The sequence below is a fragment of the Leptospira fluminis genome, assembly GCF_004771275.1.
Lineage (GTDB): Bacteria > Spirochaetota > Leptospiria > Leptospirales > Leptospiraceae > Leptospira_B > Leptospira_B fluminis.
Genome location: NZ_RQEV01000001.1, coordinates 32,339 through 47,612, shown reverse-complemented (window position 1 = coordinate 47,612; position 15,274 = coordinate 32,339). Strand labels below are relative to the sequence as shown.

The 15,274-nt window shown below is 48.9% G+C and carries 13 protein-coding genes; 7 read left to right on the top strand and 6 right to left on the bottom strand.

Annotation, left to right across the window (positions count from 1 at the left end; translation table 11 throughout):
- Window positions 1-148: 148 nt before the first annotated feature.
- On the bottom strand, window positions 149-1,654 hold the full coding sequence (locus tag EHO61_RS00200; protein ID WP_135811655.1) for a pectin acetylesterase-family hydrolase: 1,506 nt from the start codon (window positions 1,652-1,654) through the stop codon (window positions 149-151).
- Window positions 1,655-1,835: 181 nt separating this feature from the next.
- The gene (locus EHO61_RS00195) at window positions 1,836-2,774 is read right to left on the bottom strand and encodes an NADP-dependent oxidoreductase (RefSeq protein WP_135811654.1); all 939 of its coding nucleotides are present in this window, start codon (window positions 2,772-2,774) and stop codon (window positions 1,836-1,838) included.
- A 112-nt stretch (window positions 2,775-2,886) separates the two neighbouring features.
- Between EHO61_RS00195 and lon the strand changes: the two genes are divergently transcribed.
- The 3 genes from lon to EHO61_RS00180 all read left to right on the top strand — a co-directional run bounded on the left by lon (window position 2,887) and on the right by EHO61_RS00180 (window position 7,364).
- Window positions 2,887-5,337, top strand: coding sequence for an endopeptidase La (lon, locus tag EHO61_RS00190; RefSeq protein WP_135811653.1), 2,451 nt, complete (start codon window positions 2,887-2,889; stop codon window positions 5,335-5,337).
- A 60-nt stretch (window positions 5,338-5,397) separates the two neighbouring features.
- Entirely contained in the window at window positions 5,398-6,513 is a 1,116-nt protein-coding gene (locus EHO61_RS00185; RefSeq protein ID WP_135811811.1) for a DegT/DnrJ/EryC1/StrS family aminotransferase, read from the top strand.
- A 383-nt stretch (window positions 6,514-6,896) separates the two neighbouring features.
- Window positions 6,897-7,364: a Dps family protein gene (locus EHO61_RS00180; protein WP_135767731.1), complete on the top strand. Its 468-nt coding sequence runs from the start codon at window positions 6,897-6,899 to the stop codon at window positions 7,362-7,364.
- A 122-nt stretch (window positions 7,365-7,486) separates the two neighbouring features.
- On the opposite strand, the gene EHO61_RS00175 is transcribed toward EHO61_RS00180, so the two are convergent.
- The gene (locus EHO61_RS00175) at window positions 7,487-9,802 is read right to left on the bottom strand and encodes a hypothetical protein (RefSeq protein WP_135811652.1); all 2,316 of its coding nucleotides are present in this window, start codon (window positions 9,800-9,802) and stop codon (window positions 7,487-7,489) included.
- Window positions 9,803-10,105: 303 nt separating this feature from the next.
- Between EHO61_RS00175 and EHO61_RS00170 the strand changes: the two genes are divergently transcribed.
- A complete protein-coding gene (locus EHO61_RS00170) occupies window positions 10,106-11,236 on the top strand; it encodes a helix-turn-helix domain-containing protein (RefSeq protein ID WP_135811651.1) in 1,131 nt (376 codons plus the stop codon).
- Here the strand turns inward: EHO61_RS00170 and EHO61_RS00165 are convergent.
- Window positions 11,233-12,552 (bottom strand): peptidoglycan recognition protein family protein, encoded by a 1,320-nt coding sequence (locus EHO61_RS00165; RefSeq protein ID WP_135811810.1) that lies wholly within the window; start codon window positions 12,550-12,552, stop codon window positions 11,233-11,235. The genes EHO61_RS00170 and EHO61_RS00165 overlap by 4 nt on opposite strands.
- A gap of 17 nt (window positions 12,553-12,569) precedes the next feature.
- Entirely contained in the window at window positions 12,570-13,157 is a 588-nt protein-coding gene (locus EHO61_RS00160; protein ID WP_135811650.1) for a hypothetical protein, read from the bottom strand.
- Between the two features lie 75 nt (window positions 13,158-13,232).
- Between EHO61_RS00160 and EHO61_RS17140 the strand changes: the two genes are divergently transcribed.
- Window positions 13,233-13,400 carry a hypothetical protein gene (locus EHO61_RS17140; protein ID WP_167884768.1) on the top strand — a complete coding sequence of 56 codons (168 nt, stop codon included), beginning with the start codon at window positions 13,233-13,235 and terminating at the stop codon, window positions 13,398-13,400.
- A gap of 42 nt (window positions 13,401-13,442) precedes the next feature.
- Here the strand turns inward: EHO61_RS17140 and EHO61_RS00155 are convergent, their stop codons facing one another.
- Window positions 13,443-14,258, bottom strand: a complete 816-nt coding sequence (locus EHO61_RS00155) for a tetratricopeptide repeat protein (RefSeq protein WP_246031926.1) — start codon at window positions 14,256-14,258, stop codon at window positions 13,443-13,445.
- Between the two features lie 11 nt (window positions 14,259-14,269).
- Here EHO61_RS00155 and ribH point away from each other — a divergent pair, with 11 nt between their 5' ends.
- Window positions 14,270-14,731, top strand: coding sequence for a 6,7-dimethyl-8-ribityllumazine synthase (ribH, locus tag EHO61_RS00150; protein ID WP_135811649.1), 462 nt, complete (start codon window positions 14,270-14,272; stop codon window positions 14,729-14,731).
- Window positions 14,732-14,734: 3 nt separating this feature from the next.
- A complete protein-coding gene (gene nusB / locus EHO61_RS00145) occupies window positions 14,735-15,199 on the top strand; it encodes a transcription antitermination factor NusB (RefSeq protein ID WP_135811648.1) in 465 nt (154 codons plus the stop codon).
- Window positions 15,200-15,274 lie beyond the last annotated feature (75 nt).

The window sequence follows — 15,274 nt, the reverse complement described above, 5'->3', positions numbered from 1 at the left end:
TTTTCTTGCAGGAGGTCCAACAAGAATTCGTAAAGAAACTTTCTTGCCGAAACGACAAAATTCTGATACCTGGTCTGAATTCGCGTTTCGAGGCACTTTCGGGGTACCACCGCACCGGCCCCCACCCAGAGCAGGGTGGGGCAACTTCTCACAAGCCCAGTCCGGCAAATCCCCCGCAGGCAGTGTAAAGACTTCGAGAGGAAGCGTACGATTGGTCCGAGGTCGCTTGCTTTAAATTCGTATCCACCGTATTCGAATTCAAGTTGGAACTCACGCACGAGCCGCTGTTGTCGCTGCATTCCACGTTGCCGGGTATGCTTCCCATTGCTAGATTCGTCAACCAAGTGGTAAAATCGCTCCCACCGCTTCCCAGCGTGAACATGGAATCGGAAGTAGTGATCGTATGCACATCTCCCGGAGCCAAGAAATATCTATAATTCGAGGAATTCGCGGTTGCGACCCCTTTCATCTTCGAGATTGCCTGTTTGGACCAATCGCAACTGGAAAAATCGTTGGAGCTGGTGGACGTGCCGTCCGTCATGGAAGTAGCATCGCTATCTCCGAAAAGAGAGGAATAGGTTCTGCCCACGTCGTAAGGATCCGAGGTCGAAGCATCCGTATAAGTTAACGACCCCGCATTGACTTTGTTGATTTGCCCCATCACGTTATAAAAGAATCTTTGGTTTCCGTCGAATATGGCCGCGTATTGTCCGAAGCGGTCTCCGCTATAATAAGTGGCCACTTTCTTAAAGAAGTCGTCGATGGAAGCGTTATTCGCCGCATTGGAGGTATAATCCGACGCGATACCTGTCACCCAGGTTGGTAGGTTGTGCGCGGTTTCCACTCCCCATTTGGAATTCAGATTGGGAAAGAACGCTTGGGGTGTTCCCGTCGGAGGAACGATCCCGTTCGAGGCATCGGAGAGCATACGCACCTGAGCGCCACTGTTGATCCCTTTGATGGTCTCTCGAACGACGGGATAGTTTAGGATGGCACCGTATCCTCCCGCACTCTGTCCCGTCACGAAAACCGTCTGGACGTTCGTGTAGTTTTGTTGGATATATTGGAGAACGGATAGTACATTGTCATAACCGTAGTGATTGATGGCGACGGTTCCGCCTGTCAACGGGTTGACATAGGAGTTGCTTTTGTGACCGACATGTAGGTCTCCCGAACAATACGGAATGAAGATCACGTCGTAATTCTTGAAGGGATTGGAAGCTGCCGTCTCATTCATAATTCCGCGAAAGGCGAATTTTACGAAAAGATCCGGAACCGCGTTCAATTGGTTGAAGTAAGTGGTCGTCGTATTTCCGAAACAATTGGCATTGTCCCAGCAAGCCCCTCCGCCCATGAAGTTGATGACTAAATTGGTATTATTCGGTACGATTTGTTTCCTGAAAAATTCGAAGGTCGTATTTCCGGTTACGCCGGTACATTGCGGATTAAAGGCTCTGCTATTATAACCGGAACTAGCGATACTCGAAATCGTAATCGATCCTGCAGTAGGAACGATTTTTTGGTACGGATTGTAAAGTATGACCCCTAAGGCGATTTCGGTTAATTCCTTATTCTTGTCGTGCTTCTCCTGGTGGCAGCCGGAAAGCCAAATACAGGATACCAAAAACAAGGCGATCTTTCTTTTTACGTTCATTTCGGAGACTCTTGTTGCTCTTTTTTAGGTTTTATTCCGCATGTATCTTTCTATCTTCGTGAAATTCTCTTTTGAAGAAGGAGACGTTTCATGATCCGACAATCTTTGACAAAAGTCAATCGTTCCACAGATTTTGCCCAAGATAAAATATCGTTTGTTATATAAAATAATTCATTGCGAATCACATTTTCAGGATCACTTTTCCTCTGGTATGAAGTTGTGAAATCCTTTGTTGGGCATCGGCGGCTTCCGCAAGGCCGAAGATCTCGCTTACATGGACTTTCAAACGACCTTCGTCCGCCCGTCTTGCAAGCTCGGTGAGTTGTTTCGCATTCGGTTCTACGAATACGTAAGAACCTCGGACTTGGGTTCCCGTCGGCATTTCCTTTACAAGAATAGACACTAGATTCCCGTCGGATTTTGCGCATCCCAATCCTTGGGAAAAAGTTTCCCCGCCCACGAAATCCAGAACTAGATCGGCTCCTTCGGGATATTTTGAGAGAAAGGTATTTCGCAATTCTCCCTCCGAATAATCTATAAAGCCGTCGGCACCGAGGCTCAGTACGTACTTCTCGTTACGCGCGCTTGCCACCGCTACCACCTTTGCACCCGCGATTCGAGCGAGTTGCACCGCAAAAGAGCCGACTCCTCCGCTCGCGCCCAGAACCAGGACGAGATTTCCTTCGGCGCAAGAGGCAGCTTGGAACAAACACTGGTAGGCGGTCAGGCCGGCCAAAGGGATTCCGGCCGCCTCTTCGTGGGTAAGGGATTTCGGTTTCAAACTTAGATAAGATTCCGGTAGGCAGATCATCTCCGCGTAAGTCCCTTTTTCGATCCAAGGCCTACGACAATAAGAAAATACTTCGTCGCCGACCTCGAATCTTCTCGCAGCAAATCCCCTTTGGACCACAATTCCGGAACATTCCCAACCCGGAATGATCGGGAGGACATTCGGCATTCTGGCTTGGAATTTTCCTTCTCGGATTTTCCAGTCGGAGGGGTTGACGCCGGATGCCAGGATTTTCACCGTTACTTCCCCTTCCTCCGGGATAGGGTCGGGTAATTCCACATAGCTTAAAACTTCAGGGCCGCCGAATCGGTTAAATTGAATGGCTTTCATCTACGATACTTTAGACACAAAGAATGGTTTGAGAATCCAGAGGTATATAAGATTTTGGATTCTGTAGGTCCGTAGGGCCAGCCTTTCCGCACGCGCTGTAAAAGGAGAAAACGTGGAATACAACGGCGATTTGAATGAAATTGAAAGTCACATAGTTCCGGTGGATGCGATTCTGCCTCCCGAACTTTTCCTGATCCCGATCAAATCCCGTCCTGTCTTTCCGGGGATCATCACTCCTCTCATCGTTCCGGGAGGAAAATTCGCAAAGGCCGTGGAGAATTCTCTCAATGGAAATTCGTTCATCGGTTTGGTCTTACTCATCGACGAGGAACATGAAAAGAATACGGAGGAGAATATATACTCTTTCGGAGTGGTCGCGAAAATCCTGAAAAAGGTCAATCTCCCGGACGGAGCGGTCAACATTCTGATCAATACCGTCCGAAGATTCAAGGTGGAATCCTTCGTCGCGGTGGACCCGTTGTTGGTTGCCGCAGTTTCCTATCCTGAAGAAGAGCCGGGCGCCCCTAAGAATACCATTAAAGCCATGATGAGAACGCTCTTGGTAATGACCAGGGAATTGGCCCAGAATAATCCCCTATTTACCGAAGAAATGAAGCTGACCATGCTCAACGTAAACGAGCCGGGAAAAATGGCCGATTTCGTATGCAGTATTTTGAATATAGAAAAGGCGGAATATCAATCGGTCATAGAATCCATCAACCTGAAGGACAGGATAGAGAAAGTCCTGCTTTTCCTGAAAAAGGAGATAGAACTCGTAAGCCTTCAGAGAGAAATCCAGGAAAACATCCAGGAAAAAATAGACAAGCAGCAAAGACAGTTCTTTCTCCGGGAACAACTCAAGGCCATCCAGTCCGAATTGGGTCTAAAAGAAGATAAATACGAGAAGAAATACGAAAAATTTCTAGAGAGACTCAAATCCATTCCCGCGGATCCGGAAATCATCGAGGAAGTGGAGCGGGAAATGGACAAATTCCTCTACACGGATCAGAATACCGCCGATTACAATGTGATCCGGAATTATCTCGACATTCTGGAAAGTCTCCCGTGGGAACCCGCGCCGTCTCGGGATATGGATTTGGAAAAGGCGAAAAAAACCTTGGATAGGGATCACTACAAGCTGGACGACGTAAAGGAAAGGATCCTGGAATTTCTCGCGGTAAAAAAACTCAAACCAGCGGAAAAAGGATCCATCCTTCTTTTAGTCGGCCCACCGGGAGTGGGAAAAACTTCGATCGCAAAATCCATCGCCGAATCCATGGGTCGAAAATTCTTCCGCTTTTCGGTAGGAGGGATGAGGGACGAGGCCGAAATCAAAGGACATCGCAGGACTTACATCGGTTCCATGCCCGGAAAGATCATCACAGCTCTCAGGATCACCAAAGAAAAGGATTCGGTCCTATTATTGGATGAGATCGACAAACTCGGCATAGGAATGCAGGGAGATCCGGCAGCCGCCCTTTTGGAAGTATTGGATCCGGAACAGAACAAATCCTTCCGAGATCATTACTTGGATCTTCCCTTCGATCTTTCTTCCATCTTCTTTATCGCCACCGCAAACACATTGGACGGCATTAGTCGAATCCTTTTGGATCGGATGGAGGTCATTCATCTCTCCGGATATATTACCGACGAAAAGGTGCAGATCTTTTCCAAACATCTTTGGAAGAAGATATTGGAGAAGAACGGATTGGAGCAGTACGGACTCCAGATGGACAAAAACGCGATCGTAACGATGATCGATCATTATTCCCGGGAATCAGGCGTAAGAGGTTTGGAAAAACAGACCGACAAGTTGGCCAGAAAGATCGCCCTGCAGATCGTAAAAGGGGAAAAATATCCTAAGACGATCCGCGCTTCCGATCTCGAAGGGTTTTTAGGAGTCCCGAAATACACGGATGACCGCATGACTAAGCCTACGGTTCCGGGAACCGCTCTCGGATTGGCCTGGACCTCGGTGGGAGGAGCCACTTTATTGATCGAGGCCGTCTTTATCAAGGGCAAAGGGGGAATTCTTTTGACCGGGATGATCGGAAAATCCATGGAGGAATCCTCCAATATCGCGCTGAGTTATATTAAGAATTTCTTAGGTTCTGAGGAGCTTTTTGCGGATAAAACGATTCATTTGCACGTTCCTGACGGAGCCACTCCTAAGGATGGACCCAGCGCCGGAATTACGATGGCTACGGCTATCCTTTCTCTCGCCTTGGGAAAAAGAATCAAGCTAGGATACGGAATGACCGGAGAACTCACCCTAACCGGAGAAGTGTTGGCCATAGGCGGATTGAGAGAGAAGGTAGTCGCCGCCAAAAGGGTGGGGATCCATAAGATCATTTTTCCGAACGACAACAAACCGCAATTAGACGAGATTCCTGATTACGTAAAAAAGGGAATGGAATTCTTTCCGGTGAGCCGATTCCAAGACGTCGTCCGATTGCTGTTTGACGAAAAATCCGCGGCTCTCCCTAAGGATCTGAAGGGTTCTCCGGCGGCAAAAAAAGGGCTCAAAAAACGTCCTCCCGCCAAGAAAACTCGGCGAAAATAGGACCGTCTCAAAAGAATTGCTTTTTCCGACATGTCTCCGAACCTGTTCGGAGGAGTTCACATGGGCGTACCCTTTATAGACATAAAACGTTTCGAATCCGGTCTTTTGGAATCATGGGAGGAAAAAGTCAGGGTTCTGAGCAAAAACGCTTCGTTTATCGGAGGCGAAGAAGTAACGAACCTGGAAGCGAACCTTGCGGCAAAGGCTGAAACCAAATACTCGGTCGCATGCGCTAACGGTACCGACGCACTGCAACTTGCATTGCGGGCCTTAGGAGTCGGAAAAGGTGATATCGTATTGCTTCCCGATTCCACGTTCTGGGCTACCTTCGAAGCGGTGGTGAACGTAGGAGCAACTCCTGCGACGGTGGACACGAATCCGGAAGATCTTCAGATGGACTTCGAGGATTTTAAAAAAGCTCTGGAAAAGGTCAAACCAAAGGCAGCGATCATCGTTCACCTTTACGGTTGGGGAAGTTCCCGACTGGACGACTTCCGGAATCTCTGTAAATCCAAAGGCATTCCTTTGCTGGAAGACGGAGCGCAATGTTTCGGAGTAAAATACAAAGGCGAGTCCATTTATAAGAATGCTTTCCTCAGTACTACTTCCTTTTATCCTGCAAAAGTGCTCGGCGGTGCAGGAGACGGCGGCGCGGTTTTTACGAACGACGAAGCTCTTGCCTCCAAGGTGAGGATGCTATCCAATCACGGTAGGACGTCCCATTACGGATATGGGGACGTGGGTTGGAACTCCCGCTTGGATACCTTACAAGCAGCCTTTCTGAATTTGAACCTCCCGTTTTTGGATGAGCGTATCTCTTCCAGAAGAAAGGCCTGTCAAAAATATTACGAAGTACTTCCGAGTCTGGGAGTGAACGTGATCCATCCGCCCAAGGATTTTTTCGAAAACGGTTATTGTAACGTTACCTTGTTCGATCCTTCCGAACGCCCGAAAATCCAGGAAATTCTGAAGCAAAAAGGGATCGGTTTCGGAAATATCTATCCGGGAGCGATGAGCGATCAGGAAGGGGCCAAACCCTACATCCAAGGACGGTACGGAGAAGAGCACAGAACCGGAAGAATTTGTTCCTCCGTTCTGAATCTTCCTCTATTTCCTTATATGAAGGATTCCGAGCTGGAAGAGGTATTTGCAGCCGTTCGAGAATACAAAAAGTAGGTCTTTAGAAGGTGTGTCCGAGCTTTTCAGACCCGGATCATGGCAGTAGACGAGCCGCGCATACCTTTCCTTTGCTTTTCAACGGAAAAGCCGCCGATAGTGCGTTAGGTGAATCGGATCCTGCTGCGAATCATTCGAATTTGACGGTTTCCGTACAGCAGTTGCTAGGGCCAATGCGCTTCCGGTTCTCGTTGCTGATTCCAGCGCGCCTGGTTTTTCCCGTTTTCTTGCGTTTTGAAAATGAGAAAAACCGGGAAAAATCCAAGAAATTCTCGAAATTGGATGGCGACTTCTCCAGTTGAATGCGAGTTTTTTTTCATTTGCTTGTTTGTAGATTGATTTAGAATTAGTCTAAAATAAGAATAAATCTAAAAGGTGATTTTATGAAGCCGAATATCGGGATACCGGACAAGGACAGAGATGCGATCAACCAAGGCCTCCAGAGCTTGCTTGCGGATACATATTTTCTCTATCTAAAAACGCATAACTATCACTGGAACGTGACAGGACCTTTGTTTAACACTCTCCATCTCATGTTCATGACCCAGTACACGGAACTTTGGAATGCCCTAGACCTGGTGGCGGAAAGGATCCGTTCCTTAGGATACCCCGCTCCGGGAACGTACAAGGCCTTCGCCAAGCTGACATCTTTGAAGGAAGAAGACGGAGTTCCGAAAGCGGAAGACATGCTTAAGAACTTAGTCGAAGGACATGAGGCAGTGATCCGCACTGCTAGAGGAATCCTTCCTGCTGCCGAGTCCGGAGGGGACGAAGTCACCACCGATCTGTTGACCCAAAGATTGGAAATTCACGAAAAGACAGCCTGGATGCTTCGCAGCATGCTGGAGTAGAAAAGAAAAGTCCGGTAGAAGGGCTTCCTTCCGGAAGAGTCCAAACGGAGAATAACGTTCGGGCGAAACACTCCTCCCGGACGCCCGCACCCCGCGGACGTCCTACCGGACGGTCATCGACCTTAGAGAGTGAGGATATATTCCACTAGATCGTCCACATCCGCGGAATTGTTCGTACACCAAGGGTGGGGGCTCGCCGGTAATCCGATCGGGGCCGTAGTGCCCAATTCCTCCGGACCGTATTCCCGTCTCATTTTCTGATAGTCCCAATAATACCAGTCGTTGTCTCCGGGGATCGAAACGAAATACTTATGCCTTTCTATGAATCGATTCCTTTTTACGCCCTGGTCGGTATCGGATGGGGATTTCGGGATTCTGAATACGTCCCCTTTTCTGTTATGCGAAGGATAGGGCACGGGAAAATCGGGACCGCCTAACGGAGGGACCGCTGCCGTATGAATCGTATAATAGGAATTGTAAAGGGAAGATCCTTCGGTGCATCTGTCAGGATGAACCAGATCCTCCAAATTCCGTACGTGTCCGTCGCTTAACAGACCTCTATGTTGTACCCAATACATATCGCGGAGGAAGGTAGCCCGTATGGATTGCTGCTTTCTTTGGTATACGGTGGGGGCGAAGAATCTTCCGACCTGATCCAGGCGGAACATTTTTTCGTTCGAATTCAGTCCCACCTTATCTCCGTGGCAACTTCCGCAATCCCTTTGGAAAATTGTTTTTCCGCGATTGACCGCTGAGGTAACGCCCGGATAGGATTCCCAGCCGGTTTGTACGAAACTTCCTTCTCCAGGATCCGCTCCCGCCTGCCCCAAGAGCTTTCCCTTATACTTCAACCAACGATACATTCCCGCTTGACGCAAAGATCTGTCGTTCTGATCCAATTTCGTCATGTAGGCGGTGAGTGCTTGGAGTGCCTTGGTCTTCATCGAACCTGTGGCTCCGTCTGGTTCTTCCGAATGGATATAGGATCCTTCGAATCCGACGTAGGATTCCGTATGAGACAGGGACCTTCTGACCCCCATATAATTCGTCACGTTCGGAATGGCGATCGGGGAGAATTGGTAATCGTTATCCGTCTCGCTTCCTTCCCCTTTGATACGGATCAGAGTATGTTCGCCGGCCCCCTGGGGTAGGGAGTAGATCAGAACCGTCTTATCCACGTCTTTTGAGCTGGCGTCAAAGCTCGGGCCGGGTTCGCTCGCTTTTACTCCTTTGAAGTCGCCCAACAAGGACCATTTCATGGACCATTTCGGATTCGGGAGCCCAGGAATCACTTTCGTAACCACGTTTCCGGGGGAAGCCTCGAAGCTCACCCGATAGCCGTGGCAGGAAGCGCAGTTGAAACCGATCCATTCTCCTTTGCCGGTATAAGGATTGGAAGCTTCGGCATATCTATAGCCTGCCCAACCGCTGCTTCTCGTATTTCCTTTCAGCAAAGGGTCCGATCCTAGAAATCCCGGAATCGGAGTGGGTTGAGGGTAAGGATCGAAATACACATTATCCGTCGCCGCCGAAGGTACCTCTCCTGTCACTGCGCGATTCGCACCGAACAGGAGAACCGGGTCGGCGATCAAACCCGTGATCGGGTCCGTGGCCTGGTATCCGAATATCTTGGTCCAATCCAGGTTCCGAATGATATGTGCGATTCCGATGTTGAAGTCGTAGGACCAAAAGACTTCCTCTCCCAGAGTGAAAAGGTCGCCGAATCCCGGATTGTTTACGGTAACGGCAAGAGGATCCGTGGCTTTTGCTTCGCTTAACGTGGAAACTACGTCGCAATTCTGTTTGAAATCCTCGTCCGTGATCCGACCGGTTTGGGCGTCTATCACGTTGTGCGACTGTCCGGGGCGCAATAAGGATTCGTTATATCCTGTCCTTTTCTGTACCTGGACGATCAACGGGCCGCCGGTCGTATGCTCGGGAACGGTGAATTGGATCTCCGTGTCCGTCCAAGAGATGACGTATTTATTCCATTGGTCGTGCACGTTATCCACTTCGAAGTTCACCTGTTTGGCCACATCCAAGCGTTGCTCGTACATCTTCAGATCCGTTTCGAGGATTCTTGTGTTTCCGATCATGATTTTTGAAAAATCGATGTCGGGGCCGGCTCCGAATCCCGACCCTTTTAAAGTGATCACTTGTCCCGGCGCCAGGACGGGCGGAGGAACGGGAACCACGCTGTTCGGCAGATTCTGCCAAGCCAGGGTTCCATTGATCGATAGAGACTGCAATTGAGGTTGGGGAAAATTGGCCGCAGAGATCGCTCGGATTCCCTCCCGTACAGGATCGAAGGTACAGACTTGTTCTTGGTTCGGGAATTCCGTAAATATTCCGGCCGGACAGCCCGCAGCTAGGGCGGTCAATGCAATCACGGCAGTTTTGAAAACCCGATTGGCTTTCTTTACGCCTTTCGTTTCCATTTTAAACTCCAGTTCGATGCGCTCAATTCTCATCGGTTCTTGTCGAAGTAGAATAGCGGAATCTAAAGGCGGGCGCGACCGGAGGGTGGAATCCGAACGTTCGAATTTTATTATTCGAACTGTTGTTTCAAAAAGACTATTTTACGAATAAGTGATTTATAAGTATGATATCATTCCGATCGGTTTGGTATCGAACGAATCTGTTTCCGGTCTCTCTCTTTCGGACGGGTAGGAAGTCCGTTCTATTCGTTTTCGGCTTCAGGAAAACTTGACAGATCGTTTGTTTTTTTTAAACTACCGTGCATGTTTCGTTGGGAAGAAGGGAGTCTCTGGATCATTTATTTTGGTTCCGGACTCTCTTACCTATTGTCCGTACAGAAACTTCTCCCGTCCCCAAAAGGGAGAGAAGACCGTTTGGCCGCGGTTTTGTTCGCCGCTTTGGGAACCATCTTATTTACGTCGGGGAATGTGACGCGGGAATTGGACCAGACCTTTCCCCATTCCATCTATCTTCTGTTGACCAGCTTTTCCACGGTCGGGCCCTTGACTCTTTTATACACTCGCTCTCTTCTCTATCCGAACCAGCCGTTGGACAGGGACATTCGACTGCATTTCGTAGTCCCGGCCGTCTTTCTCCTATTGGAAACGGTTTTCTTTTTTCGACCCGTCCCTGAAATCGTTGCCGATCTAAGGGATTTTCGCGCGGCAAGGTATAAGCATTATCTAGCTTTGTCCTTTCTTTTTACTACGGCACTCACGACCGGATATTTCGGAGCGAGATACAGAATGTTATTGGGGGTGTTGTCCGTTCCGGAAATCCGTCCTCAAATCAGATTTGTCTTCAGTTTAGCCACCGTCACTGCAGTTGCTATGTATTCCATGATTCTCGGATTTATGGGAGGTTGGGACGATCTTTTCCGGTTGGGGGGAACGCTCGTCACGGTTACGGTGGTTCTTCTGTTTCTCGCTCCCGCCAGATATCCGAATTTTTTCGCCCCTTTGACAAAGGAAGTGAGAAAGAAAAAATACGAGAAATCGCTATTAGTCGGTTTGGACCTGGCCCTATTGGAATTAAGGATAGAGGAGTTGATGAGGGAAGGAAAGCTTTATCGGGATCCGGACCTGACCCTGCAACTATTGGCCGAGGATCTGGAAATCAAGCCGTACCAGTTGACGGAATTCCTGAACGAGCACAAAGGAGTGGGATTTTATAATTATGTAAACCGTTTCCGGATAGACGAGGCGGTGGGGCTTCTATCCGAAAATTCCAACCAGGATATTCTATCGATCTGCTATTTCGTGGGGTTCAATTCGAAATCATCGTTTAACGACGCGTTCCGTAAGATCACGGGAAAAACCCCGAGTCAGTTGAGAGGCGGTGTAAAGCCAGACAAACAAAATCCGGGCAGAATCGTAAAGCCGGTCAATTCCTAGGGCTGAAAGTCCGTATGTAAAAGGATCCAATCCTCGCTTTTCCGATCCTGCCAATCCTTTTCCTCGTAAAACGTCCCGCCTACGGATTCCAGTATCCTCTTCATGTACGGTTCTCCGGGGTCGAAATCCTGAGCGTCCAGAAAAATGGACCCTCCCCATTTCTTCTTAGCCTGAGTATGGGAGTAGACTCCGTTCAGACGTTCGATGGACTTATTGTTGAGCGGAAATTCGTATTTTCGGGAAAGCTCCTTTACCAGTTTTGCTACGGCTTCCGTCTGCTTGGGGTTGCCTAAAAGCATTTCCGTATCCTTTCCTACGATCTCCACCTGAAAACAATTGCGGTTCGTTCCCGTAGCCGCGGCAGCCGCGTGAAGATGGTGGTCCAGCAATTGATAGATCTTTCCGTCCTTGTCCGCAAGAAAGGTCGCGGAAAGATTTCTTTTTTCTAATACGTTTAATGTAGCATTATAATCTGAAATAGCGGTAAAATGCAGGACCACGCAATCGGCGGAGATCGTCCCGCGATGATTGTATCTGAGTCTCCGCTCCTCCGGTAGGAGTCCGTCTTGGGTTTTTTCGATCGTCTCCAACTCCGCTTTCGGTGTAGGGGTGACTCCTCTCCCCTTGTCGTAGGTAGGTTCCCGGGGTTCTCCCGCGGGGCCGCTAAACGGTTTTTCTCTCCTCAATACCCAATCCGGGCCGAAACGCTCCTTCCATTCCGTTTCGGAATAGTATTTTCCCCCGGATTCCTCCAGAATCGTCTTCAGAACGTTTTCACTTCCGCATTCTCCGCCATCCAGGAACCTTCCGTACCTTTTTTTGGCCTGGGAATGCGTAAAGATTCCGTTCTTCGAATCTATATCGTAGTTCGTAAAAGGAATTTTGTAATCCGAAGCGATCCTTCGTACCAACTTCAGAAAAGCTTTCTTTTGTAAGGGGCGTTTCAGGATTTCGTCTCGATTTCCTTCCCAACTGACGTGAATGACTTCTTCGTCGGTTTTGGGCGCCGCCTTCAGCCGGATTTTATCCGGGTCCTCGGTCCCATAGATTTTTCCGGATCTGTCTACCAGGTAATGGACGAGCCAACCGCCTGCGGCGCTTTTGCGAATATATTCCTCGGGGGAAAGTCCCCTCGTATGGTGCAGCAGAATACCTTTGGTCTTATTTCCCTTTCTAGGGGAAGACAAATCGGCCGTATTTTCTCCGGGCTTTAAAAGGGAAAGGATCGGAAACGTAGGTTCTTGGATTTTCCCTTCGGCGGTTTCGGGCGCTACGGGTTGTCCTGCGTTGCAACGAACGGTAAGGATCGCGATCATTACGACCGCTCTGATATTCAGCAATTTCTCTCCTTTAGTCTTTCCTTTAAAAGGGAAAGGTCCGCCCTCACCCTTTCCAGAATCGTCTTGGCTCGGGTATGACGGTTTAGTAAATCTTTATATTCTAAAATAATTTCCGACCTTTTTTTGTGCATCTCCTGAGTCTGAGGTTCGAGAGGGAGATTCTCCAGATCACGGAACGCGGCTTCGGCGTCGGTGCGGATTCTGGTCCAGATCGAATGATACGAGGAGAATACCTCTTTCGGAAGAGTCTCTTTGGAAACCTTCAACCTTTCCTCCATTTGGGGAAGATCGGTTCTTAAAAAACCTTCCAGGGCCTGGGAATCCTGTACGAGCTCGTCCAAGATATTCCTGAGATGGGATTCCACGGCAGCGGTCTGAGCGTGAATCGCGTTCCTGGCCCGAAGAAGAACTCTCAAAATGGCGGCGGCGGCCAAGAGCAGAACCAATAGAAAAACGACGAAGGAGGATTTGGAAAATAACCAGACTAGAGCCGGAGAGTCGAACCATTCCGGAAAAAGAACTCCCACGATTCCGGCTCCCAAAAGCGGGAGAACAAGAATAGCGAGGAATGTCCTTTTCATTTAAGTCTCATTTCTCCGAAGGAATTTCTGCTGTCAAGGTCAAGACGCGAACCTTTCGGACCGAAACTAGAATGAATGGAAGCTCTTCCCGACGAATTCAACTCCCGTCCTTCTAAAAAGGGCATACCGAAAGTGGTGAACCTAGGTTTTTATAAGATCAAAAAGTCCTTGAAGGAAGAGGGTTTCGAAGTCGTGGAAAGGCCCGACGGAAAGATCACGCTCGTTCTTAGAATCAAGGAGTAACCGGGAAGGAATCGACTTCCGGAATCCTTTTTTTTTCTGAACCTATTCCCCCAGATGAGGGAGTTCTTCCGAGAACTCTTTTTGTTCTTTCTTTTTCGGAACTAGACCGTCCTTGCAGGATTTGTTGAGCAAGGCGTCGATTTTGCCCTTTTCCGGCGTGTGCGGCATGATACGAAGATAGATCCGATAATTTCGTACGGCTCCAAGGCAATAACCGGATTTTAAGTAAAGGCTCCCTAAGAGCCTTCTGGCTCCGGGATGGGCCGGTTCGTGTTCGACCAAACGGTTCGCTAAGCGCATCGCTTTTTCCGGATTGGTTTGCATGATTTTTCGGGCTTCTTCCCAACTCGGAAGGAGTTCTTCCTCGTACAATCTATATAGGCTTTCGTTTCCCATATCGAATACCTTGAAGACTACCATGTCGGAGGCTCCGCTACGGCAAATGCCGTACCAGATATCTTCCTGGTTTTCGGTGATCTTATTTCCTCGGATGGTCACCAATTCCGTGCCGTCCAAGCAACCCGCCATTTTGTATATGTCTTTCATGGCTGCGGGAGACGCCGCCATCAACACTCTTGCATTTCCGGAATAGAATGCGATGTCGTCTTCGGGAAGGGCGTCTTCCGGATTGGCCGTGTTAGGAGTGTCGTTAAACACCCGCAATTTGATCGACGAATCCAAAACCCAAGCCGGGAGTTGCAGGCTCTTTACGAACAGATCTTCCGGTTTCCAAAGCGATTGTAGGGAGGCGCAACTAGTCGCAAAGAAGGTTCCCGCAAGAAGGAATAATTTGGCAGATCGAGGTTCTTTTCCGGTTGCCACATAGGGTAACTTGTGTTTTTTCGATAATAGAATCAACTAGGAAACCGATGCCCAAGGAACTTAAAGCAAAACTGAACGGCTCTGGCCAAAAACATTGCGTCATCGCATCCCGTTTTAACGAATTCATCGTAGAAAGTCTTTTAAAAGGGGCTTTGGATGCTCTGAACGCCGCCGGAGTGGAAGACAAGGATATTACCGTCGTTCGGATTCCGGGCGCGTACGAATTTCCCGTCGTGGTTTCCAAAGCTGCCGCGTCTAAAAAATACGATTCCATCATTTGCTTGGGTGCGGTGATCCGCGGCGCTACCGCCCATTTCGATTTTGTTGCGGGAGAATCCGCCAAGGTCGGTTCCATCGGAGTCCAGTATTCCTTACCTGTCGTTTTCGGAGTGTTGACTACGGACACGATCGAGCAAGCCGTAGAGAGGGCAGGTACGAAGGCGGGAAACAAGGGCTATGAAGCCGCGTTGACCGCCGTCGAGATGGTAAATCTGCTGGCTCTCCTCTGATCCATGTCCGTTTCCAGAAGGAAGGCCAGGGAGATCGCCGTAATGGCGCTTTATCAGTTGGAACTAGTCAAGCCTCCCATTTCCGAGGTTTTGAAATTCAAATGGTACGATAAAAAAATCGAAACGGAAGAGAGGGATTTCGCGGTTTCGATCATAAATGGGGTTGTGAAAAATTCCGAAGCCATCGATACTTTAATCAAGAAATACTCGAGGAACTGGGATTTTGAAAGAATTTCTCCGGTGAATAAGTGCATACTACGCTTGTCCATCTACGGGCTTCTCAACTCCATGGAAATCCCGCCGGTCGTCGTAATCGACGAAGCGGTCGAATTAACCAAAGAGTTCGAGAGTGAAAATTCCGTGCCGTTTATCAACGGGATCCTAAACTCCATCCTCCAGTACGAGACCAACCGACATGGAAAACCCGATCCGCAAAAACCGGATCTTCCTGGAGACGGAAGAACCTAAACCCTCGGCGTATTACGGAGAGGAGCCAGAGTCCTTTCAACCGCGTCGTTCCTATAATAAACTCGCCTTTTTTTG